The sequence below is a fragment of the Shewanella frigidimarina NCIMB 400 genome (genome assembly GCF_000014705.1).
Lineage (GTDB): Bacteria > Pseudomonadota > Gammaproteobacteria > Enterobacterales > Shewanellaceae > Shewanella > Shewanella frigidimarina.
Genome location: NC_008345.1, coordinates 617,130 through 641,370, shown reverse-complemented (window position 1 = coordinate 641,370; position 24,241 = coordinate 617,130). Strand labels below are relative to the sequence as shown.

Here is a 24,241-nt window from a genome sequence, read left to right as displayed (position 1 = left end):
TTTCTCGAAGAGAAGCAAGCCGTATCCTACCTATAAAGATCATACCTCTCACAATCTCAATTCCCCATTCCTGGGAGCCGTGTTAGCAACAGGGTACCGAAAGGTTTTAATCGGCAATAAAAGCTGTGCCTCAAGCACTACAAGCTTTACAAGCAATCCCTAAAACAGCATTTACCTAATTGTTAAAATGAGATTTACATCACGCTGAAAAATGTGACCTTGCACAACTATTAACCACTATACCCATTCTGAGGTATACCCATGTTATTAGTAAGGTCTAGACTCACTCTATCACGTCACCTCCAATGACTATCACGTACCAAGTACAACATTCTAAGAGTGAGGAACACCATGAGCATCAGTCGTCGCGAGTTTTTAAAAGCCAACGCCGCTGCCGCAGCAGCGTCGGCCGTGGGTATCGCTATTCCAATTAATATCGTTCAAGCTGCAGAAGGTAAAAGTGAAATAAAATGGGATAAAGCCCCATGTCGCTTTTGCGGTGTAGGTTGTAGCGTCCTAGTAGGTACTCAAAATGGTAAAATTGTTGCTACTCAAGGCGACCCAGAAAGCCCTGTTAACAAAGGCTTAAATTGTATTAAAGGGTATTTCTTATCTAAAATCATGTATGGCAAGGACCGATTAACCTCGCCATTACTCAGAATGAAAGATGGTAAATATGATAAAGAAGGTGATTTTACGCCAGTAAGCTGGGATGTTGCCTTTGATACCATGGCCGAAAAATGGAAAGCCAGCATAGCCAAAAAAGGCCCAACCTCTGTAGGAATGTTTGGTTCTGGCCAGTGGACTATTTGGGAAGGCTACGCCGCATCTAAGCTTCATAAAGCTGGTTTTCTCACCAACAATATCGACCCGAATGCACGCCATTGTATGGCATCAGCTGTTGGTGGATTCATGCGTACCTTCGGGATTGATGAACCCATGGGTTGTTATGATGACTTAGAAGCCGCTGACCACTTTGTATTGTGGGGCGCCAACATGGCAGAAATGCATCCCATCTTGTGGGCCCGCTTAACAGACCGTCGCTTAAGCCATAAAGATGCCCGCGTACACGTACTCTCTACCTATGAAAACCGTAGCTTTGACTTAGCAGATAATGCCATGGTGTTTAAGCCACAAACTGACTTGGTCATCTTAAATTATATTGCCAACTACATTATTCAAAACAAAGCCGTAAACAAAGACTTTGTTAGCAAGCACACTAAATTTGCCCTGGGTACCACTGACATTGGTTATGGCTTGCGCCCTGAACATCCATTGGAAAAGAAAGCTAAAAATCCAGGTAGCGGTGATGCCAAACCGATTAGCTTTGACGAGTATGCTAAATTCGTTAGCACTTACACAGTTGAATACGCGGCAAAAATGAGCGGCGTACCGGCTGAAAAACTTGAGATTATGGCAAAAGCTTATGCCGACCCTAACATTAAAGTGATGAGCTTATGGACCATGGGTATAAACCAGCATACTCGTGGTGTGTGGGCAAATAACATGCTCTACAACATTCACTTACTCACCGGTAAAATAGCGACTCCAGGCAACAGCCCATTCTCATTAACAGGTCAACCTTCAGCTTGTGGTACTGCTCGTGAAGTAGGCACATTCTCACATCGTTTACCTGCTGACATGGTGGTGAACAATGATAAACATCGTGAGATTACTGAAAAACTTTGGCAAGTCCCTGCCGGCACTATTCCAGCTAAACCTGGATACCATGCCGTGCTGCAAAGCCGTATGCTTAAAGATGGTAAATTAAACTGTTATTGGACTATGTGTACTAACAATATGCAGGCTGGTCCTAATATCAATGATGAAGTTTATCCCGGATTCCGTAATCCAGAAAACTTTATTGTGGTCTCGGATCCTTACCCAACTATCACGGCAATGGCCGCAGATTTAATTCTTCCAACTGCAATGTGGGTTGAAAAAGAAGGCTCATATGGTAACGCAGAACGACGTACTCATTTCTGGCATCAGCTCGTACCAACGCCAGAAGGGTCTAAGTCAGATTTATGGCAGCTGGTTGAGTTCTCTAAGCGCTTTAAAGTCAGTGAAGTCTGGCCCGCTGAGCTAATCGCTAAACAACCAGAGTTAGCCGATAAAACATTATATGAAGTGTTATTTGCTAACGGCGTAATCAATAAGTTCCCAACCAGCGATTGTAAAGGTGCTTATAACGATGAAAACGAACACTTTGGCTTTTACCTGCAAAAAGGTATTTTCGAAGAATATGCACAATTTGGTCGCGGCCATGCACACGATTTAGCAGACTTTGACACTTACCATCAAACGCGAGGATTACGCTGGCCTGTCGTTAATGGCAAAGAAACCACCCGCCGCTTTGTTGAAGGCAGTGACCCTTATGTCAAAGCAGGTGAAGGATTCAATTTTTACGGTAAGCCAGATGGCAAAGCCGTCATATTTGCACTGCCTTATGAACCGGCAGCAGAAGAACCTAATGAAGAGTTCGATCTATGGATGTCAACAGGACGAGTGCTGGAACATTGGCACACAGGGTCAATGACCGCTCGCGTACCAGAATTGCATAAAGCGATGCCAAGTGCTCAAGTCTTTATGCACCCTGCTGACGCTAAAGCTCGTGGGTTAGTCCAAGGGGATGAGGTTACTGTTGCATCACCACGCGGCGAAATCAATACTCGAGTGGAAACTAAAGGCCGAAACAAGCCGCCTAGAGGTGTGGTATTTATGCCATTCTTCGACGCTAAGCAATTAGTGAACAAGCTGCTTTTGGATGCCACGGACCCATTATCAAAAGAAACTGATTTCAAAAAGTGTCCAGTGAAAATATTTAAAGCCTAATACCGCTTTAATATTAATTGCTGCAGCTGTCGCGGGGTTATTACACCTTGACAGCTGCGACACTCGATTTCTACATTCATTAGGATGTAACGGAGATGAAAATGAAAAAACTACTTAGCGTCGCGGCCATACTATTAAGCCTTAGCGCATATTCTGGACAACAAGCCGTAGCAGATAATACCCCTGTAAAAGTAGAATCTCGTGTAGGTAACGTCGCCATAACCGACAACTCACCTGCTGATGCTATCGCCACCTATCCGACTAGAGGTAAAGCTATCGCGCGCAGCTTTGCTGAACAACCGCCGTTGATCCCTCATAAAGATAGCTATAGCATCACTACAGACAAAAATGGCTGTCTAACATGCCATAGCTGGGATAAAGCAAAAAGAATGAAAGCAACGCCAGTGGCGAAGTCACACGTTGTGGATGATAAGGGCACAGTGAATGGCATGAACTACTTCTGTGTACAGTGTCATGTTGCACAAGCAGATAATAAACAGGAACTAGTGGAAAACACATTTACGACAAAGTAATTGATAAAGATATAAATCCCCCTCACTCCTCAATTTGAGCAATGCCACTTCTATCGAAGTGGCATTTTTTTATTAGTTATTAGTGTCAGTGTTAAAACGGTACTTGCTCGAACAACAAAAGAACTAAAAACAAAACCCAGCCTAGGCTGGGTTTGTTGGTTGAGATGTCTGCGGTGTAACCGGCGAACTCGGTTCTGCAGCTGTTTGTGATGTATTAGATGATTGTATCTCATGCTGAACAGGCATCGCTGCTTGCCATAACGCACCGACCCATAAACTTGATGTTGATTTCATAACCATTACTCCGTTTTTGTTAACAGGTTCAAAGTAATCGTTTAGGGTTCATAGGTAAAATGAATAATTACCATAGAGTGGATTCCATTTAAGCATGAACATCCCAATCAAGACCTTACAGATCTTTCTCACCATAGTGGAAACCAAAAACTTTACCCGTGCGGCACAAAAATGTTTTATGACCCAACCGACATTGACAAAAACCATTCAACGTTTAGAAGACAATATGGGTGAGCAATTGTTAATAAGGAATAATCAAACAGTAGAATTAACCCAAGCAGGACAATTGTTTGAGCAAAGCGCACGGGAGATTTTAGGTCATTGGCACCGACTACAAGAAGGTATTAACAATCTCAGTGGCTTAAAATCAGGACGATTACGACTTGGAGTTTGCCCTATGATGAGTAGTTTAATCACTCCTTTGCTGACCGATTATCGACAAAAATATCCCGGAATCGAATTACAGATGTACGAGTATGGCGGATTTGGTTGTGAGCAAGCACTATTGAGCAACAGTCTAGATATTGCCTTTACTGCACTTCCGACAACGCATAAAACAGAGTTAGCAAGCCAACCTCTGACTAAATACCCTTTACTGGCTTGCTTACCAGAAGGCCATCCACTTGCTGACAATGCTGACATACGCTGGCAAGACTTTGAATCTTATCCTTTCATTCTTTACAACGAAGACTTTTCATTAGCAAAGTTAATTAATTATTTAAGTCGTAAAGTTGGCGTACATCTCAACATCGCCTTTCGAACAGGTCAGTGGGACTTTTTAGCCGCAATGGTTGAAGCTAACTTGGGTGTCGCGATTTTGCCCGAACCCATTTGCCAACGGTTAACCAATAGCAAACTGGTATTTAAACCGATGCAACCGGCAATGACCTGGGATCTGGCATTAATATGGCGAGAGAATCTACCGTTAACCCCACCAGCCCAAGCACTATTAACGCTCAGCAGAAACAGTCATGAGTAATATCAATACGGTGTCATAATCATTTGATATCGTATAAATCACATAAAACAGGCATAAAAAAACCGCTGCCTAGGCAACGGTTTTTATGGGCAGGTCGAAACTAGAATTACTTCTTAGCTTCAGCAGCCTTACGTTCTTTAACTTGAGCAACAACTTTCTCAGAAACGCTGTTTGGACAAGGGCTGTAATGAGCAAATTCCATAGAGAATTGACCACGGCCTGAAGTCATTGTACGTAGTGAACCGATATAACCGAACATTTCTGATAACGGTACGTCAGCTTTAATACGAACACCTGTAACACCAGCGTTTTGATCTTTGATCATACCGCGACGACGGTTAAGGTCACCAATTACGTCACCAACGTTGTCATCTGGGCTGAATACGTCAACGTTCATGATAGGCTCAAGAAGTTGTGCACCGGCTTTAGGCATAGATTGACGGAAAGCACCTTTAGCAGCAATTTCGAACGCGATAGCTGACGAGTCAACTGCGTGGAAAGCACCGTCTTGAAGCACAAGTTCAACGTCTAACACAGGGAAACCTGCGATAGTACCTGTGTTCATCATGCTCTTGAAACCTTTCTCAACAGCAGGCCAGAATTCTTTAGGTACGTTACCACCAACCACTTTCGAAGTGAAAGTGAAGCCAGTGTTTTGCTCGCCAGGGCGAATAGTGTAGTCAATTTTACCAAACTGACCAGAACCACCAGACTGTTTCTTGTGCGTGTAGCTATCTTCAATTTCTTTAGTGATAGTTTCACGGTAAGCAACTTGAGGCTCGCCTACAATTAGGTCAACGCCGTAAGTACGCTTAAGAATATCAACCTTAATGTCTAAGTGAAGTTCACCCATACCTTTAAGGATGGTTTCACCAGAATCAATGTCAGTCTCTACACGGAAAGATGGATCTTCTGCAATCATTTTACCGATAGCGATACCCATTTTCTCAGAACCGCCTTTATCTTTTGGCGTTACAGAGATAGAGATAACTGGCTCAGGGAATACCATGGCTTCTAGTGTACAAGGGTGCTTAGGATCACATAAAGTGTGACCAGTTTGCACGTTCTTCATACCAACGATAGCGATAATGTCACCAGCTTGCGCTGATTCAAGTTCGTTACGTTCGTTAGCTTGCATCTCAACCATACGGCCAATACGTTCTGTTTTGCCAGTGAATGAGTTAAGGATGGTGTCACCCTTCTTCAAACGGCCAGAATAGATACGTACGAAAGTTAACGCACCAAAACGGTCATCCATAATCTTGAACGCTAATGCTTTAAAAGGTGCATCAACATCAACGATTGCGAATTCGCCATTTTCGTTACCTTCTTCGTCAGTTAGAGGTTGTGGATCAACTTCAACTGGATCTGGTAAATAATCAACAACGGCATCTAGCAATAACTGCATACCTTTGTTTTTGAATGCTGAACCACAGTATGTTGGGAACACAGCCATTGTACGAGTACCCGCACGGATACAACGCTTAACGTCTTCAATAGATGGCTGAACACCTTCCATGTATGCTTCTAATAAGGCATCGTCTTGCTCAAGAGCAGTTTCGATTAGCATTTCACGGTATTCTTCAACGATGTCAACCATGTCAGCTGGCACAGGCTTAATTTCGAAGTTTTCTGGTAAACCAGAATCATCCCAAATGTGAGCTTCACGAGTTAGTAGGTCAACAACACCACAGAATTCGTCTTCGATACCGATTGGTAAAACCATAACCAATGGGTTAGCCGCTAATACGTCTTTAGTTTGCTTAACAACACGTAAGAAGTCAGCACCCATACGGTCTAACTTGTTTACGAAGATGATACGCGCAACTTCAGAATCGTTAGCATAACGCCAGTTTGTTTCTGACTGAGGCTCTACGCCGCCAGAACCACAGAATACACCGATACCACCGTCAAGCACTTTTAGCGAACGATAAACTTCAACTGTAAAGTCAACGTGGCCTGGAGTGTCAATAACGTTAAAACGGTGATCTTTCCAGAAACAGCTTACAGCTGCAGACTGAATGGTAATACCGCGCTCAGCTTCCTGTTCCATGAAGTCTGTGGTTGATTCACCATCATGTACTTCACCGATCTTATGGATCTTACCGGTTAGCTTAAGGATACGCTCGGTGGTCGTGGTTTTACCCGCGTCAACGTGAGCGAAGATACCAATGTTTCTGTATTTGGATAATTCGGTCATGATTCAACTTTAATGATTAGTTTAAGAAGTAGACGGAGCATGCGAAAAAGAACCGACACACCGCACATCAGGTTATTAAGGCGCATATTGTAAATTGGAACCTTGCTGGGCGCAAATAGCTGTTGCAATATTTATTTGTTTTTAGCATAAAAAAACTCAATTAATGCTGCAAATTACATATAAAACAATGCACTAAAATATAGTAGATTATTTTTTAATCTTTGGGTGGATTTCACTGAAAAATGTTAAATTTTAGATGAAATGGCCAAATAAGCATTTTTAGGGCCACATAATGTCGCGAAACAACATCACACCACAACAAATATGCATTTATTCACATAAAGATCTATTTTTGTTAATGGCACAAACATCCAGCAAACTGTCGTTTTTATCTACGCACTACAATATTGATTACGCCCAGACTGCTTAGCTTTGTATAACGCGGCATCGGCTCGTTCAAAGCAAGCTTGGATCGGTTCATTCTCACCCAGCAAGGCAATTCCGAAACTGCAGGTCACTTTAATATTGTGATAAAAATGAAAATGACTAAGTTCATCAGTAATTCGTTGGCATAGCTCAGTGGCATCGTGTAACGCTACATGTTGGCAAACCACCACAAATTCCTCGCCGCCCCACCTTGCAACAACATCAAGTTCTCTTACTGATGCTTGTAGCACTTGCGCGACTTGAACTAATATTTTGTCACCAATTGTATGCCCATGCTTGTCATTAATCGCTTTAAAGAAATCTATATCAATGATAATCAAACTCATATTGTTTTGACGCATTTTTTTTTGTGGCTGCCTAGCATCATCTAAAAAGGTTTGATTAAAATATTGGCGGTTATACAATTTTGTCAGCGGATCATGTTGAGCCAAAAAATCGAGATCGCAATTTTTCTTCTCCAGTTCTAACTGTAATTTTTGCAACTGCTTGTTGCTGGTTTCTAAATGAACATTGTATTTGCTAACACACATTGTTCGGTAAAGCAGAAATAAGATAAACATCCCCAGTGCAGTCACCACTTGAACCACTAAGCTATAATCGATGTCCTCAACAACTGTAATGTTATGCCATTTCTTATAAACTGAAATATGGTCTGCCTGAGTGATTTTTGCTAATCCAGCATTAATCTGTGACAGCAAATCTTGTTTTGCATGAATAACGCCAATGCGTAGCTCATCTTCAGGACCCCCCCACCCCGCTATTTTTAACGAGGTTAACCCATGTTGTTGAATATAGGCGTTAACAGAAAACATCGACCCTACAAAGACATCCGCTTCACCATTAGCAACCTTTTCTAATCCTTGTCGCTCGTTCTTAGTCAATACGGTATTGATAGTGGGGTAAAATTGTTGGATATATTCCACTAGACGATAATCTTTGGGTATAGCCAATAAGCGATCACCTATATTTTCAAATCCTTGCAAAAAAGGCTGGGATTTTAATGACACCAATACATTTGGAGATTTAAAAAAGATATCGCTAAAAGAGAGATATGCGTCGCGTTTGGGGGTTTGATTTAAAATGGGGGTTAACTCGCACTCACCTTGTTTAAGTAATTCTAAACTCTGTCGCCAAGACGAGGTGGGCATTAACACAAAAGTCAGATCGGTATAATTTGCTAATAATGCTAAATAATCAGATGAAATCCCAGTATGGCGGCCATCGACAATAGCTTCATAAGGTAACCAATCGGGATCAACACAGTAACGGATGATATTACGGTTTTTTAAATTGATAAAAGACTGAGTCTCTACCACCGAAGCACTAGCATGCTTAGCGTTAATCAAAGTAATGAAAATCAACAGCGTAATCAATAATACGCTAGAGAACTCAAGCCGACTCAATGTTCGCATTATTTTTCAAAATAGTATGCTCCAACAATATGGTCCAACAGATTAGTTGAACCAAAAGTGTATATGCTATTAAGTGTATTACAACATACGAAAGTCTGACAAAAAAATACCCGCTATTTAGCGGGTATTTTATTCAACAATCAATCGAAGGTATTACGCTTCGATGGGTAATATCACAAACAGTAAGTCGCCTTGCGAAACTTGCTGTCCATTGCTATTAAGAATACGTTCAATACGATACTTTTGGTCTTCAGGATATAACACACCTGTTTGACGATTAAAGCCCGCTAACGTTAATTGAGAGAACATCTTCATTGCTTCCATCAATGCCAATGTTTGTTCAACCGTGACAATGTCACCTTCTTTAACAAAGTCTGCTTCACCTGGTGCTGGAGATGTATAGAAAATACCTGCGCCTTGAGCCAATACTTTCAACTCGTTGCTTTCGCCAACACGTAATGATTCAGTATCAACCTCAAGTGCTTCTGCTGCCGCTTCCATTTCAGCAATCAGTGCAGGTATATCTAACTCAGCCATTAAGCGTGGCAAGTAGTTAGTGTCATATACCCCTTCGTTGAAGGTTGGGTCTTTAAGGATAAGCTTCAACAATGGAATGTTAGTCGCAATACCTTTAATCACTACGCTATCGAGATACGCATACATTTTAGACACAACGTCGGCACGGTCAGTACCACGTATAATGATCTGTGCGATCAAGCTGTCATAGTATGGTGATACTTCCTTACCTGCTGCTGCAATCGAAATAATTTCGACATCGTCACGCTGAGGCAATACACATTCAGTGATTTTACCTGGATTAGGAATAAGCTGAAGAATACCGTGGCTATCAAGCGCCGCTTTTTCCGCAGTCACACGCACTTCCATGGCGTAACCTTGGTCTACGGGTTCTAGATTTTCAATTGAACGACCCGCAGCAATATCAAACTGCGCGCTTACAATATCAATACCAGATGTCGCTTCAGTAACCGGATGTTCAACTTGAAGACGTGTGTTCATTTCCATGAAGTACACTTCGTTAGCATCTAAGTTATAAATAAACTCAACGGTACCTGCACCCATGTAATCGGTCGCATCACCTAATGCACGAGTGTATTCCATCACGCGCTGTTTGAGCTCTTCAGGCAACATCGTTGAACCAGACTCTTCAATCACTTTCTGGTTATTACGTTGTACTGAACAGTCGCGAATACCCAATACTTTAGTATTGCCAAACTTATCACGCAGTAACTGCACTTCAATATGACGCAATGATGTAACGTATTTTTCTAAATACAAATCACCATTACCAAATGCCGCGGCGGCTTCTGTCGCTGTTTTCTGGAAGAAACCAATCATGTCCTCAGGGCGTTTAACGACCTGAATACCTTTACCGCCACCACCTTGCACCGCTTTTAACAGCACAGGGTAACCAATTTCAGACGCTACGTTCACAGCTTGTTCTGCGTTAGTCAAAATACCGTGACTGCCAGGAACAACCGGCACATTTTGCTTTTGAGAAGTATGGATAGCATTAGATTTGTTACCCATGGTCGTCATTGAATGCACGCTAGGACCAACAAAGTTGACCCCATTGTTAACACATAATGCCGCAAACTGTGGGCTTTCTGATAAGAAACCAATACCTGGGTGCAACGCATCAACATTTTCATACTCAGCGACTTTCAATACTGAGTAAGCATTGAGGTAACTTTCATCTGAAGTATTACCGCCAATACACACAAGTTTATCAGTGTCTTTCAGCATATCTGCAGGAACAGATGTCATGTCTGGATCTGACGCCACCAACACTACATTAATGTTGTTGTCATGTGCTTTACGAATCAGTTTAACTGCCGTACAACCACGAGCATGCACCAGCACTTTATTAATTGGCTTCATCAATGCACGAGGATCGTCTTGTACAATAACGTCTTCTAGCTCAATCACTTCAGGCACTAAAGTCGACAACGCTTTGCTGATCACTTCTTCTATATTAATTGTCGGTAATGGCATTAGTGGATCAATACCCGACAACTGAGTGTCTAAGGTGTCGCTAAATGGATTATGAACTAACCCAGTCATTGCCCCTGGCACTTTAGATAAGTAGTTCGACAATGTTGCTGTAGATGGTAAGTACGCAGGCACTACCATTTGACCAGCAAACGGCATGTTGGTACCAGAAAGATAGTAAGTCTGCACTAAAGGATGGGTTACAAAACTGGCTTGAGCACCACCAGTACAGTCACCAAAACCAAACATCAATACAGGTAATTCGTTATCACGAATAAAGCGCGTAATACGGTCGTTCACGACCGCCATTGAAAACAATGCCGCAGCACCTTCTTTGGTTTGCATACCACCAGAGCTGATAAAACAAATTACCGGCAATTTACGTTTAGCACATTCAATTAATAGCGAACTGAATTTCTCAGCACTGGCCATATCAAATGCACCTGCTTGGAATGCCGTATTTGAAACAGCAACACCAACACGTAACTTACTGCCGTTATTATTAAAGTCAGCCAGACCAGTAATTAAACCACAAGGACGGATCTTTTTATCAATAGCATCTTCAATCGATAAGCGGAAACCAGGGAAGTTAAGCATGTTAGCTGACATTTTGTCGGCATCAATTTCATCAAACTTAGTAAAGAACTGTTTGATAATATTTTCCCAGCCCATCTTGCCTTGCTTTTTCTCTTCGCGAAGTATTTTTTGGATCAGTAAGTCTTGGTAACCCATTGTTAAACGGTTCCAAAAATCTTTACGACGACCAATACGTACAGGGTTAATTGTACCGGTGTATTTATCGTGTTCATCTTCGCTATCAAAGTACTCTGGTAATAAACGCTCGAAGAAATAAGTTAAGATTACAAATAACGAATCGTTTAACTGTGGGAAACCCACACTCTTCCATTGCTCTACACGAGTAAGCAATTCAGCACGATTCGATTGATCCATAAAGTATTTAAGCCACTTATAGAACTTGCTCTTGTCATTAGCTTTGTCGCTTGTCGATAATGCGTTATCAATTGATTTGTGGAGTAATTTATCCACTGATTCACGAGACAAACTTTTTGACATCATGGCTTCTTTCGAAATTGATGCCAAGCTGCCTACCACATTGTCATATAGCGCATTGAAAATAAGCACGTTATGACACTGCCAAATAAAGTCTGCGCGTAATTCGTCATTAACCACAATATCCAACACGGTAAGCTGGCTTAGCTCAGGCCATGGAGCTTGCGTTGTAGACTTAGGCAGTGACTCTAAATGCTTAATTAAGCCATTGAAATTGTTAGCGGCGTTACTTTTCCAGCGATGGTATAACGACCAACCAATGTTAAATAACAATGCTTTACGTGCTTTTTTATAGTTCTCTTTTGGTTCACCCAAAATAAAACGTGTAATCACGTTACGCTCTGCAGAAATGTCTTTACGTTTAGCGCTGAATGTACCCCAAAGTTTATTCAGTTCTTCATCGTAAACGAGCTTATCAGGGTTGGTTAACCACGCCTGGAACACGCGTTCTTGTTCTTGCTTAATGCGCGCTAACAAATCACCTTCTGGCACGCTCACTTTTGATAAGCGACCGTACTGTTCTTGTGAGATTGAATGAATGCGGCTACGCAAGGTCAAATAACGTAAATAACGATATGCACTACCAAAAATATTGTGGTACATCGTTGGGTTATTGGCGACAGATAAGCGGGTATTATTTTCAAGCGTGAGCAGATTAGCCGACGGCGCTAAATAACGCTGTAAACTGCGATCATAATGCTCTCTTAAATCTGTAGATTCGCGTACAAAGTTCATTGCAGCACGTTCAACGGCTTCAATAGAACTGATAATCGCACGACGGAAATTATGCTGACGCTCATCTTTATCTGATGGAGTAAAATCGATAATGCCGTCAATACACCCAGCGGTATACAACTCTTCTGGTGACACGCCTACCGATTTAGCACATTCCTGCCATGACAAGTTGTACTTACGCGCAATGCTCTGCAAACCTTGTGGTTGAATGGTGTTAAAAATACCATCTCGTACAGATAATAGAATGTTCGCTGCAGCTAATGGAATTGCACCACCAGAATAGCCTGCACCAATCACAATACCGACTGTCGGTACATCAACATTAGCACTTTCAGCAATCGCTTTAGAAATGGTATGCGCTTGATTTTGGCTATTAGCAATTTCCCCTGCATCTGCACCAGGAGTATCGATTAAATATACAATCGGCATAGACAATTCAGCGAAATGACGGATTGCCTTACATGCTGCAAGATGGTGTTCAGGCATCCATGCACCGTTTGCGGTCGTGCGCTCTTGCGCAATAAAACCGATACGGCGAGTACGAGTACCAAAATTAAGTTCCACTTCAGCACGATAAAACGGTCCGATATGACTTTCGGCAATAATCTTGCCTTTTAAGTCAGCGATCATTCGCTTCGCGCCTGGGCGGTTTTTATCCAAGGTCGGTTGGATAACTTTATTGACATAACCGTCAACGTCTAAAGATGCCAAACTTTTCAAGTTTGATTGAATGGAATCTTCTGTTAATAATCCTTTCACTTCTTCAGATAAACTCTGCTTGTTATGAGCAGGAAATAATGAAAAGTCTTTAGCCAAGTGTTCAGCTTGTAAGAAAAGTGGGTCAGCCGATAGTGCTTGAGTCTTGTTAGCGGGCTGCTTTTTGCTGGTCATCCTTAGATCCTCTGCTTATATAGCCTCTGAAAAAATTTTTTAGCCCGTAAATATAACTTTGTTAATGGGTAAATTACCATATAAACTAGCTTGGACGCTTTGTTCCATAATTGAGACAGTGAGGTTTGAATGCCCGATTTGAACGGTATGATGCTGTTTGCAGCCGTTGTTAGAGCAAAAGGATTCTCTCAAGCAGCACGAGAGATCGGACAACCTAAATCAACCATTAGTCGTAAAGTTGCTCAATTAGAAGAACAACTCGGAGTACGATTACTGCAACGAGACACCCGAAATTTAAGTCTGACTCAAGTAGGCGCATTATTTTTTCAGCACTGTGATTCTATTAGTCATGAAATTGAAGCGGCCAAAGCCACCATAGAAAACACCCATAATGATATTTCTGGTGCGTTGCGCATCGCCATTCCGGTGTCTTTTTCACAAGATGTTATCGGCCATTTATGTTCTAGTTTTATGCGCCTTTATCCCAATATAGAACTCGATATTCAATTTACCGATAACGATGTCGGGCTTGTGGGTGAAGGTTACGATATCGCGATCAAATATGGTCCTCTACAGTCATCTGATCTTGTGGCCAGGTTATTATTTGAACGCCAACCTATTTTGGTCGCAAGCCCTGGTTACATTAAAAAATTCAGTAGTCCTGCAACACCACAAGAATTAACTCAGCATAACGGCATTTTACTCGGCACTACATTGTCGGCACCCATTTGGGCATTAGGTAAAGGTAACCGTAAAATAATGGCGACCTTTAAACGTAAAGTGCGAGTTAATAGCGCCAGTATGGTGAAGCGCTTAGCGTTGGATGATTATGGTATTGCCATGCTTTCTAATACTAGTTGCAAGCAAGAACTTGCAACCGGAAGCCTGGTGCCCATTTTACAGGAATGGCCAATGGAACCCTTTAAAGTATACGGGGTGTATTCAAGTCGCCGTCAGCTAGCCAGTAATATTAGTGCTTTTTTAGACTTCTTTACCAAACGATATACCAGCCAAGAATCACTACATTCGATGATGAGTTAAGCGATACACCGACAAACATCTCGTGATCGACACTTTATTTTTGCTTATATTATTTAGTATCAATACCAGAGTGATTAGCTCAAATAACAATCTTAAATAGCAATCTCAAATAATAACCTCAAATGGCCTAAATAAGCCGGTTGAGGTTATCTAGATTTAGCGACGGGTAATGCAAAATTTCGTACTAAAAGTAAAACTTATATCATTGGTATTAGTTGCACTATTAAATCACCTAAGCAACTGTGCTATAAATGTAAGATAAAAATATGGTTTATTGTTGAACAGCCTAAATAAAATTAACGCGTATTAGGATACTCATAATCCTAAAGGAACCATCATGATTAAACACAGTGCTTTTATAATGTTAAGTTCTTTGGCATTAGTCACCTTATCTACTGCAGTTAATGCAGGGCCGCTCTCAAAAGATGTTGAAGAGATGCGAGTATCAAAAGCTGGGCAAACAATGCCTAATGTGGTTAATCGTTATCAAGCTATCAGTGATACTGTAGAGGTCAAGTTAGCCCAATCCACTGATGAGTTAGCGGTTACCGAAATGGCCGCGCATCAAGGGCATAGGTTATGGCAGCAAGCTGTACGTGATGTGCAATCGGGACACAGTGATGATCGCTCCTTGTACTGGAGTCGTTTAAGTATGCGTAACGTCCTAAAGCAAGAAAAAGCTGGGTTCAATGTGGCCGATTGGCAACGTGATATTTTAGTCAAAGCTGTTGAAAAATCCTCTCGCGGTTTTAGTGATATTGAGTTTTCTCCCGATACACAAATTAATATTTTAGTGACCGGTTTTGACCCTTTTTTCCTTGATAGAAACATCGGCCAAAGCAATCCATCAGGTTTAGCAGCGTTAGCACTCGATGGCTATCGTTTTGACGTAAATGGTAAAAAAGCACAGATCGAAACGGTGATGATTCCAGTAAGATATGCTGATTTCGACAATGGTATTATCGAGTCGTTACTCACACCGTTTTACCGTGACAACAGTGTCGACATGGTATTTACCATTAGTATGGGTCGTGAAAACTTCGATATTGAACGTTTTCCTGGACGTAACCGCAGTGCAGAAGCTCCAGACAATTTAAATGTCTTAACCGGTGCCAGTCAACGTAATCCTAAAGCGCCATTGTTTAATAATGGAACCTCTACAGACGGCAAATTAAATGGCCCTGAATTTGTGCAATTCTCTTTGCCTATTGAAGCAATGGCGGCAGTGAAAGGTCATTGGAGTGTCAATGACAATAATCAAATTAGCACCTTATCTCGGGGCCAATTTAAGGCATCATCACTGGCAGAATTACAAAATGAAATTTCTGTAGAAGGCTCTGGTGGCGGCTATTTATCCAATGAAATTTCCTATCGCAGTATTTTACTTCGAGATCAATTTAACTTGAATTTACCGGTAGGACACATTCATACTCCACGTATTAAAGGCTACGACTCACAAGTAGAGTCAGACATTGTCGAGCAGATACGTGCCATGATAGCTGCAGCAGCGAGCACACTGTAATGCCTACAAACTAACTTAACAGGCCAATACTTTACTTGCCTGAATCTTTCATTAATCATTCAAGCAAGTGAAGCTCACCAACATGTTTAAAAATATTTTCAATCTCACCCAGCGCGCGCACCAAACACTAACGCAAGATGTTCACGAAAAGGGGTCTTCATTATCAACAGGGCCTCGCCCCCACCAAACGCAGAACACTACCGTGAGTAATCCATTACAACTGCAGATCTTGGCCAAAGTAGAAGCTGACTACCTGTTAGCCGAACAACATTTCAAACGTCAATTCCCACGCCCTAGTGTACATTTCAGCTTGCGTGGAAAAAGCGCCGGAACGGCGCACTTACAAACCAATAAATTACGTTTTAACCCAGTATTACTCGCTGAAAATCATGACATTTTCATTAACGAAGTGGTGCCACATGAAATTAGCCACCTGTTGTGTTTCCATCTATTTGGTAAAGTAAAACCTCATGGTAAAGAATGGCAGAGCGTAATGCTGACAACATTTAAAATTACTCCCAAGACCACTCATCAACTCAATACTCAGTCGGTCAGCGGACAACAATTCGAATATTTTTGTGGCTGTGGCAGCATCAACTTAACCATAAGACGTCACAACAGAATTGTCCGAGGCCAAACTCAATATCGCTGTCGCCACTGCCAACAAACATTAACCTCTTTTAACCCTAAATAACCTTTGCTCGTAATAATAAACAGTATCAATTGCGTCATCGCATCTGATGGCTTAACATCAGCAAAAATGACAGGCTAAGCCTGCGCTGTAACGATGTTTTTGTTAATTTTAGGGTTTATTTTGCGCTTATCATCCACACACTCTTGGTTATTTGGGGTGTCGCTTCTGTGCGGCATTTTTTCATCCACACTTATCGCAGCAGAACATCCAAGTAGTTTTGGTAAAGCGAAAAAAGTTGCCAAAAAGATTTACCAACAACACCTACCTCTCAGTTCCTTTTATTGCGGCTGCGACATCGCCATAGCAGGCAAATTATGGCAAGCAGATCATGCTAGCTGTGGCTATCAGGTTAGAAAACAAATTATTAGAGCCAACCGTATTGAATGGGAGCACGTGGTTCCCGCTTGGGAATTTGGTCATCAACTGCAATGTTGGCAAGATGGCGGCCGTAAAAATTGTGGTAAAAACAACAAGCAATTCAAAAAAATGGAAGCCGATTTACATAATCTCGTTCCTGCTGTCGGTGAGGTCAATGGCGATCGCAGCAACTTTAGGTTTAGTGATTGGGGTGGAAAAGCGGATCAATACGGGCAATGTGAAATGATTGTCGACTTTAAAGGCCGCAAAGCACAACCGCCTAAACGAGCAAGAGGTCCTATTGCTCGCACTTACCTTTATATGCAAAAAATCTATGGTCTTCAAATTAGCAGCAGTCAGCAAAAATTGTTTAATGCATGGGACAAAATGCAGCCAGTGACGGCAACTGAGTGCAAGCGTGATACCTTAATCGCTGCTAACCAAGGTAATCATAATGATTTTGTATTCAAACAATGCCAAAATAACGGCTTAGTTCGTTAATTGGCGATCAAGCTTTCCCTTGAACAATTGGTTAAATAAGGTCAACACTGATGAGAGTCCCACGTATTTTTCAGCCCCTAGACAATTTACAGCAAGGGCAAACTCTTCAATTAGATGAGGATGGCGTCGCCCACATTGGCCGAGTATTGCGAATGGGGATGGGTGACCAAATCAGCTTGTTTAACGGTGATGGCAACGATTACTTAGCTGAAATCATTGAAACCAGTAAGAAATCGATCGCTGTCACGGTCTTAAGTTGTGAAGCTAATAATAGCGAATCACCATTAGACCTACATTTAGGTCAGGTGATTTCACGCGGAGACAGGATGGAGTTTACAGTTCAGAAGTCAGTAGAGTTGGGTGTAACAACCATTACTCCGTTATTTTCTGACCGTTGTGGTGTCAAACTGAGTGGTGAGCGCTTAGAGAAAAAACTGCAACAATGGCAAAAAATTGTTATCAGTGCCTGTGAACAATCTGGCCGCAGTATTGTTCCGATTGTTCGTCCAGCAATGACATTGGCGCAATGGTGTGAAGAGTCCACCGAAGCCTTAAAACTGAATTTGCACCCGAGAGCCTCACACGGTATTAATGGCTTGCAGTTATCTGGTCAACACCACAAAGTAAGATTATTAATTGGCCCAGAAGGCGGTTTGTCTGACGAAGAAATTGCCATGACAGAAACCCAACATTTTACCGATATTTTATTGGGGCCAAGGGTACTTAGAACAGAAACTGCGTCATTAACTGCCATTACCGCATTACAAGTTAAATTTGGTGATATTGGGTAAACCGATATCTTCCCTGCACTTTATTAAAGGATACACACATGATTAAGCTCGGTATTGTTATGGACCCGATCAGCGACATTAACATCAAAAAAGATTCGAGCTTTGCGATGTTATTAGACGCACAAGCACGCGGCTACCAATTGTTTTATATGGAAATGCATGACCTTGCAATGGTCAACGGTAAAGCCATGGCCACGATGCGTGAATTATCGGTTAAGCAAGATGCTGATCAATGGTTTACTTTAGGCGAGTCTGTTGATACTCCGTTGGCCGAACTTGATGTGATCTTAATGCGTAAAGACCCACCATTTGATACCGAATTCATCTACGCGACTTATATGCTTGAACGTGCGGAAGAAGAAGGTGTGTTGATTGTTAACAAACCGCAAAGCTTACGTGATGCCAATGAAAAACTGTTTACGGCATGGTTTTCTGAATTTACGCCTGAAACCATTGTGACTCGTGATGCGAAACGTATCAGAGCATTCCACCAGCTAAAACAAGACATCATTTTAAAACCACTAGATGGTATGGGCGGCACGTCTATTTTTAGAGTGAAAAAAGATGACCCTAACGTTGGCGTGATTATCGAAACATTAACCAGTTATGGTCAACAATACGCGATGGCGCAAGCCTTTATTCCAGAAATCACTCAAGGTGATAAGCGTATTTTAGTGGTGGACGGTGAACCGGTACCTTATGCATTAGCCCGTATCCCGATGAAAGGTGAAACCCGTGGCAACCTAGCTGCTGGCGGCAGTGGTGTAGCCCAACCATTGTCAGAAAGTGATTGGAAAATTGCGCGTGCTATTGGTCCTGAATTGAAAAAACGTGGCCTTATTTTTGTCGGCTTAGACGTTATTGGCGATAAGTTAACTGAAATCAATGTAACTAGCCCAACCTGCATTAAAGAAATTGAAGCAGCGTTCGACGTTAATATTACCGGCATGCTTATGGATGCCATCGAAGCCCGTATTAGTCAGCAAAAATAGGATTAATCATGCATTTTTTATCTACCTACCAACGGATAATCAGCAGATTATTATTGGTATCTAGCTTGATCGTAACGGGGGCTATGGCTGATGAAGTCATTATGCCGCCTGCAGTTGCTAATACAGCAAGTAATAATGTACCAACTGTGGGTCCATCAAGACCTAAAAATATCATCATTATGATAGGTGATGGTATGGGACCGGCTTACACCACCGCCTATCGTTATTATAAAGATAATCCTGACACAGAAGAGATTGAACAAACTGTGTTTGATCGCTTACTCGTTGGTATGGCAAGCACTTACCCAGCTTCCGTCAGTGGTTATGTCACCGACTCTGCCGCATCTGCCACAGCACTGTCAACTGGGGTTAAAAGTTATAATGGTGCCATTGCCGTTGATACCGAAAAACGCCCACTCACAACCTTAATGGAAAAAGCCAAAGCATTAGGCTTGTCAACGGGTGTAGCAGTTACATCCCAAGTAAACCATGCTACACCTGCAGCATTTTTGGCTCATAATGAAAGCCGTAGTAATTATATAGATATTGCTGAGGCTTATTTAACATCTGATGCTGATGTGATTCTTGGTGGTGGCCAGCAATATTTCACTCCAACATTACTTGAGCAATTTAGCGCTAAAGGCTACCAGCACATCAGTGAATTCTCTGAGCTAGCATCAGTGACTACGCCAAAAGTATTGGGGCTGTTTGCAGATGTACAATTGCCTTGGGCCATTAATGATAAACAAGCGCATAAACTCAGTCATATGACCCAAAAGGCATTAGATTTACTGTCACAAAATGAGCAAGGTTTTGTATTGTTAGTTGAAGGCAGCTTAATTGATTGGGCTGGCCACAGTAACGATATTGCTACCGCTATGGGTGAAATGGATGAATTTGCATCCGCTATCGAAGTGGTTGAACAATTTGTTCGTCAAAGTAAAGACACCTTGATGGTTGTGACAGCAGATCATAATACCGGTGGATTATCAGTTGGCGCACATGACAAATACGAATGGCACCCTGAAGTACTGCATAAGGTTAAAGCCAGCCCTGATGTCATTGCTACCCGTGCTATTGCCGAAGACAATTGGCAGCCTTTAACGGCAACGCTTCTTGGCTTTACTCCAAATGAAGCGCAATACAGTCAATTACAAAGCGCACGCATGCAAGGTAATGAACCATTATCAATCGCACTGCGTAAGCTAATTGATATTCAATCGAATACCGGTTGGACAAGTGGCGGTCATACCGCTATGGATGTCCAAGTCTTTGCTGAAGGCCCTGGCGCTAGATTATTTAGCGGTCATCAAGACAATATTGATATTGCGATTAAAATGTTTAGCTTATTGCCACAATCGGTGCAAACACCTTAATCAATGACTGACGGCTATGTCTAACACAATCCTCCGCTATCAACGTCAAGGGTTGTGTTAATATCAGTGTGTTTATCTTATCACTAGCATTATGAGCAACCGACGTGTTAACAAATCCATCTCAAGCGTTAATTAGAAACAGTAAATACTTTCAGCAACATAGTGTGTTAGTGCTCAATTATGAAGCTGATACCTTTGCACATCAATGTCTTGAGTTTGCCGATAATGTCACCGCCCTAGCGCTAGATTATAATCATCATCTCACATTGTCCTCTTGCGCCAATGAAAAATTACAAAGCTATTTTGGTCATCAACTGCCAGAGTCATTAGCTGATACAAAATTTGATAGCGTCATTATTTACTTTCCCAAAGCAAAACCGTTAATGGGTTATTTACTGCAACTGGCTGCACAGCATTTGAATGTTGACGGCCAATTGATCATTGTGGGTGAAAATAAAGGTGGGATTAAATCGATTGCAAAACTCACACCTGATTATTATTCGCAGCCAATCAAACAAGATAATGCCCGCCACTGCTTGGTATATGTCAGTTATTTAATCCAAGCAGCACCAACGCTATCGATAAGAGATTGGGTAAGCCAATATTCACTAGAGACTCCACAGGGAACACTGCAAATTTGTAATGCTGTCGGTGTTTTCAGCGAGAAACGTCTTGATCAGGGTACCGATTTACTGCTGTCACATTTACCGGATAACTTACGCGGCAGAGTACTCGATTTTGGTTGTGGTGCAGGGGTCATTACAGCTGCGCTGCTAAAAGCCAATCCAGAGTTAACCATTGAGTGCATTGATATCAATGCAATGGCGTTACTCTCATGTGAATTAACCCTAGCAGCCAATAGTATGCAAGCAAAGGTCTATCCTTCTGATGGATTTAATCAAATCACAGGCAAGTTCGATGGCATTATCTCCAACCCGCCGTTTCATGATGGGTTAACCAGCACGACAGATATTGCTACACAATTTGTCCAGCAAAGTGCCATTAGGCTAACATCAAATGGCATATGGCAAATTGTCGCAAATCGTCATTTACCTTATTCAGAGACTATAGCGACGCATTTTGGCAAAGTGAATGTGGTAGCAGAAAACAATAAGTATAAATTGTATCTCCATCAACGATAATTCCAACAACGCGACTCAGCTTCACTTATAAGCGACAAAGCTAGCTTACTGCTGGAAATGCAGATTAATATCAGCTAAATTGACTCAAAGGCAAAATAACGCACATTTTCGGATTCATTTCGTTGGTATTCTATTTGCCTCTTATGACCTGATATAAAAATAAAAACAAAGGATGTTATGCTAGAGCCTTCACTCGTCGCACTAAGTGCAGATAAAAATAAAGTGGAATTACGTATAATTCCCAATACTCACGGCCCTGTGTCAGCAGAGGATATCAACGCCTTACTTACACAGGCTGCTTTTGCTATGCTTTTTCCTATTACCCCAGCAATTACTAAAGCCGTAGCGGAAGTTAATGCCCTTTGCGGTCAAAACCCTGGGGATCACGAACTATTTTTCGCCATTGCAGAGCGCAAAGACGGTGTAGTGAATATCAATGTCAGCGACGATAAAATGCAAGCTAGCATGAAAATCACTTCAGCCTGGGGCGGCAAAGATATCACCCTACCAGATGTGCTTAATACCCTTAAAAATCAAAAAATAAAAATGGGATTGAGTAAACCTAAAATCATGGCACTCATGCAACGTTTGTCGATATTGCCACCAGGAGAAAGCTGTGAAGGCATCATCGCCTGCGGCAAAGCGGCCGTTAACGGCGAAAATGCGATATTAACCCGTAAAGTTGCTTTAGCTCGTGAGCGCTTATTACAACCACAAGAACGTGAAGATGGCTCAGTCGATATGCGTAATTTAGGCGCATTGATTACCGTTAAGCCCAACGATGTCTTGATGGTTAAAAACCCTTCAACCATCGGTACCCCTGGTTTTAATGTTCACGGCGATGTACTGCAACAAATTCCAGGTAAAGATAAACCAATGGAACCTGGCACAGGCACCAGCTTACACCCTAAAGATCAACATAAACTCATCGCAACAGTGTCAGGTCAACCGGTTGAAAATCGCAACGGTATGCAAGTTGACGATATGCTGCAAATTAAAGATGTAGACGTGCGCTATGGTCACGTTAATTTTAAAGGCAGTGTTTTAATCACCGGCGATGTACACGAAGGTATGGAAGTAAAAGCTAGCGGTGACGTGACCGTGATGGGCTTTGTTGAGTCTGCTTCTATTGAAGCTCAAGGTGATGTCATTGTCAGCAAAGGTGTTATTGGCCGTTTAATTAAAGAGCACGAACTCAGCACCAAAATAAAAGCTACCGGACAAATTTGTGCCCAGTTTGTGCAGTATTCCCATTTAGAGGCTCTCGGTAATATTCTGGTCACCAAGCAGTTACTTCACAGTAACTCAACATCAGGTGACACTATAACCGTGAGTGATCCACAAGGAAGACGTGGCGACTTAGTCGGCGGCATTGCTACTGCGGCAAAAGGCATTAGAGCCATTGCATTTGGAGCGACTGCCGGCACCAAAACTGAGCTGTTTTGTGCCATGCATCAAGGTGAATTAAAGCAAGAGCTTAAAGAATTAGATGACAGCATTAAAGGCATGGTTGTTGCGGGCTTAGAAATTGAAGCAAGATTACGTAAATTACCGCCCAAAACCGAATGGCAAAGCGATGCCGGCATGATTGAGCAAGTCAAAATGATGCTCGATCAAAAAAATCAAATGGCAGAAGAACGCATTAAAGAAGAAGTAGAATACACTCAACATCTTAACGAAGTTGAAGGCTACTATAATAATTACGTCATCAAAGCTGAAAAACACATTTTTACCAACGTCGAAATTCATATAGGTGCTGCATTTAATCGCAGCCAACGTGAACATGGTCCGTGTATTGTAAAAAACGTCAATCAAGAAGTATCATTCGATTACAGTAATCGCTAGCTATTAGTGGATTAGGTAAATCAAATGTGGATAAACAGGTAACTATGCAACAAATAAATTGGCCAGCCATACTGCAGTTTGATCAAGATGATGAGCTCATGTATCTGGTTAACTATCAGGATTGGTTGGGCTTTATTTGTGCCAATCAATTTACTGTCCACGCCGAAGATAAACTTATCGACAATGCTGGCCATGTGTATAGCATCCAAAAACATCCACCCCAGGATCCATCCGTGGCAGAACTGCCTGCACTGGTTAAACTGAGTCAAGATATGAGCGTGTTACAGTTACTCCCCCTTGTGCGCCAATATGGTCAGTTTCAAGGGCATTGCTGCAGTGCGAAAATAGTCTTTACCACCATTGAGCAAGGTATTGCGACTGTGGCTGAATTAGAACAGCTTTATTAGCAACGTATTCAGACTGAAAATTTACATAATACTTCCTTTTAGCATTACCTACCTTTAACTGACTAACAACGGGCTCATGTTTAATACTTAACCTGAACTCAATCATAAAGCCAAGCTAATGATTAACGAATATAATTGACGAACCCATTGAGCAACACACATAGCT

Annotated in this window: 17 protein-coding genes; 13 read left to right on the top strand and 4 right to left on the bottom strand. The window is 41.9% G+C overall.

What is annotated here, in order from left to right; genetic code table 11:
* The first annotated feature begins 351 nt into the window (after window positions 1-351).
* Both napA and SFRI_RS02840 read left to right on the top strand, forming a co-directional pair.
* Complete coding sequence (napA, locus tag SFRI_RS02845; protein WP_011636041.1) at window positions 352-2,835, top strand: nitrate reductase catalytic subunit NapA; 2,484 nt, start codon at window positions 352-354, stop codon at window positions 2,833-2,835.
* 101 nt (window positions 2,836-2,936) lie between these two features.
* Window positions 2,937-3,368, top strand: a complete 432-nt coding sequence (locus SFRI_RS02840) for a nitrate reductase cytochrome c-type subunit (RefSeq protein WP_011636040.1) — start codon at window positions 2,937-2,939, stop codon at window positions 3,366-3,368.
* 141 nt (window positions 3,369-3,509) lie between these two features.
* On the opposite strand, the gene SFRI_RS21615 is transcribed toward SFRI_RS02840, so the two are convergent.
* A complete protein-coding gene (locus SFRI_RS21615; RefSeq protein ID WP_086019735.1) occupies window positions 3,510-3,662 on the bottom strand; it encodes a hypothetical protein in 153 nt (50 codons plus the stop codon).
* 94 nt (window positions 3,663-3,756) lie between these two features.
* Between SFRI_RS21615 and SFRI_RS02835 the strand changes: the two genes are divergently transcribed.
* Window positions 3,757-4,641 (top strand): LysR family transcriptional regulator, encoded by an 885-nt coding sequence (locus SFRI_RS02835; RefSeq protein ID WP_011636039.1) that lies wholly within the window; start codon window positions 3,757-3,759, stop codon window positions 4,639-4,641.
* Window positions 4,642-4,747: 106 nt separating this feature from the next.
* On the opposite strand, the gene fusA is transcribed toward SFRI_RS02835, so the two are convergent.
* The 3 genes from fusA to SFRI_RS02820 all read right to left on the bottom strand — a co-directional run bounded on the left by fusA (window position 4,748) and on the right by SFRI_RS02820 (window position 13,407).
* Window positions 4,748-6,841, bottom strand: coding sequence for an elongation factor G (gene fusA, locus SFRI_RS02830; protein WP_011636038.1), 2,094 nt, complete (start codon window positions 6,839-6,841; stop codon window positions 4,748-4,750).
* A 392-nt stretch (window positions 6,842-7,233) separates the two neighbouring features.
* The gene (locus SFRI_RS02825; RefSeq protein WP_011636037.1) at window positions 7,234-8,700 is read right to left on the bottom strand and encodes a diguanylate cyclase; all 1,467 of its coding nucleotides are present in this window, start codon (window positions 8,698-8,700) and stop codon (window positions 7,234-7,236) included.
* Between the two features lie 153 nt (window positions 8,701-8,853).
* Window positions 8,854-13,407 (bottom strand): ATP-binding protein, encoded by a 4,554-nt coding sequence (locus SFRI_RS02820; RefSeq protein ID WP_011636036.1) that lies wholly within the window; start codon window positions 13,405-13,407, stop codon window positions 8,854-8,856.
* Between the two features lie 129 nt (window positions 13,408-13,536).
* On the opposite strand from SFRI_RS02820, the gene SFRI_RS02815 reads away from it, so the two are divergent.
* The 10 genes from SFRI_RS02815 to SFRI_RS02770 all read left to right on the top strand — a co-directional run bounded on the left by SFRI_RS02815 (window position 13,537) and on the right by SFRI_RS02770 (window position 24,075).
* Window positions 13,537-14,448, top strand: a complete 912-nt coding sequence (locus SFRI_RS02815) for a LysR family transcriptional regulator (protein WP_011636035.1) — start codon at window positions 13,537-13,539, stop codon at window positions 14,446-14,448.
* A 337-nt stretch (window positions 14,449-14,785) separates the two neighbouring features.
* The gene (locus SFRI_RS02810; protein ID WP_011636034.1) at window positions 14,786-15,970 is read left to right on the top strand and encodes a C15 family peptidase; all 1,185 of its coding nucleotides are present in this window, start codon (window positions 14,786-14,788) and stop codon (window positions 15,968-15,970) included.
* Window positions 15,971-16,052: 82 nt separating this feature from the next.
* Window positions 16,053-16,664, top strand: a complete 612-nt coding sequence (locus SFRI_RS02805; protein ID WP_011636033.1) for a SprT family zinc-dependent metalloprotease — start codon at window positions 16,053-16,055, stop codon at window positions 16,662-16,664.
* 93 nt (window positions 16,665-16,757) lie between these two features.
* Window positions 16,758-17,522, top strand: coding sequence for an endonuclease (locus SFRI_RS02800; protein ID WP_011636032.1), 765 nt, complete (start codon window positions 16,758-16,760; stop codon window positions 17,520-17,522).
* Window positions 17,523-17,572: 50 nt separating this feature from the next.
* A complete protein-coding gene (rsmE, locus tag SFRI_RS02795; RefSeq protein WP_011636031.1) occupies window positions 17,573-18,313 on the top strand; it encodes a 16S rRNA (uracil(1498)-N(3))-methyltransferase in 741 nt (246 codons plus the stop codon).
* A 38-nt stretch (window positions 18,314-18,351) separates the two neighbouring features.
* Window positions 18,352-19,305, top strand: coding sequence for a glutathione synthase (gene gshB / locus SFRI_RS02790; RefSeq protein ID WP_011636030.1), 954 nt, complete (start codon window positions 18,352-18,354; stop codon window positions 19,303-19,305).
* An 83-nt stretch (window positions 19,306-19,388) separates the two neighbouring features.
* Entirely contained in the window at window positions 19,389-20,681 is a 1,293-nt protein-coding gene (locus SFRI_RS02785) for an alkaline phosphatase (RefSeq protein WP_102035892.1), read from the top strand.
* Window positions 20,682-20,785: 104 nt separating this feature from the next.
* Entirely contained in the window at window positions 20,786-21,823 is a 1,038-nt protein-coding gene (locus SFRI_RS02780; RefSeq protein WP_011636028.1) for a methyltransferase, read from the top strand.
* Between the two features lie 177 nt (window positions 21,824-22,000).
* The gene (locus SFRI_RS02775) at window positions 22,001-23,668 is read left to right on the top strand and encodes a DUF342 domain-containing protein (protein ID WP_011636027.1); all 1,668 of its coding nucleotides are present in this window, start codon (window positions 22,001-22,003) and stop codon (window positions 23,666-23,668) included.
* A 26-nt stretch (window positions 23,669-23,694) separates the two neighbouring features.
* Window positions 23,695-24,075, top strand: coding sequence for a DUF4144 domain-containing protein (locus tag SFRI_RS02770; protein WP_049763509.1), 381 nt, complete (start codon window positions 23,695-23,697; stop codon window positions 24,073-24,075).
* Window positions 24,076-24,241 lie beyond the last annotated feature (166 nt).

Bases quoted from the DNA above. Each gene is read 5' to 3' on its own strand.
- SFRI_RS02815 (WP_011636035.1), top strand. From the start codon at position 13,537: ATGCCCGATTTGAACGGTATGATGCTGTTTGCAGCCGTTGTTAGAGCA.
- SFRI_RS02820 (WP_011636036.1), bottom strand. From the start codon at position 13,407: ATGACCAGCAAAAAGCAGCCCGCTAACAAGACTCAAGCACTATCGGCT.
- SFRI_RS02840 (WP_011636040.1), top strand. From the start codon at position 2,937: ATGAAAAAACTACTTAGCGTCGCGGCCATACTATTAAGCCTTAGCGCA.
- SFRI_RS02805 (WP_011636033.1), top strand. From the start codon at position 16,053: ATGTTTAAAAATATTTTCAATCTCACCCAGCGCGCGCACCAAACACTA.
- fusA (WP_011636038.1), bottom strand. From the start codon at position 6,841: ATGACCGAATTATCCAAATACAGAAACATTGGTATCTTCGCTCACGTT.
- gshB (WP_011636030.1), top strand. From the start codon at position 18,352: ATGATTAAGCTCGGTATTGTTATGGACCCGATCAGCGACATTAACATC.
- SFRI_RS21615 (WP_086019735.1), bottom strand. From the start codon at position 3,662: ATGAAATCAACATCAAGTTTATGGGTCGGTGCGTTATGGCAAGCAGCG.
- napA (WP_011636041.1), top strand. From the start codon at position 352: ATGAGCATCAGTCGTCGCGAGTTTTTAAAAGCCAACGCCGCTGCCGCA.
- SFRI_RS02825 (WP_011636037.1), bottom strand. From the start codon at position 8,700: ATGCGAACATTGAGTCGGCTTGAGTTCTCTAGCGTATTATTGATTACG.
- rsmE (WP_011636031.1), top strand. From the start codon at position 17,573: ATGAGAGTCCCACGTATTTTTCAGCCCCTAGACAATTTACAGCAAGGG.
- SFRI_RS02775 (WP_011636027.1), top strand. From the start codon at position 22,001: ATGCTAGAGCCTTCACTCGTCGCACTAAGTGCAGATAAAAATAAAGTG.
- SFRI_RS02835 (WP_011636039.1), top strand. From the start codon at position 3,757: ATGAACATCCCAATCAAGACCTTACAGATCTTTCTCACCATAGTGGAA.
- SFRI_RS02800 (WP_011636032.1), top strand. From the start codon at position 16,758: ATGTTTTTGTTAATTTTAGGGTTTATTTTGCGCTTATCATCCACACAC.
- SFRI_RS02785 (WP_102035892.1), top strand. From the start codon at position 19,389: ATGGCTGATGAAGTCATTATGCCGCCTGCAGTTGCTAATACAGCAAGT.
- SFRI_RS02810 (WP_011636034.1), top strand. From the start codon at position 14,786: ATGATTAAACACAGTGCTTTTATAATGTTAAGTTCTTTGGCATTAGTC.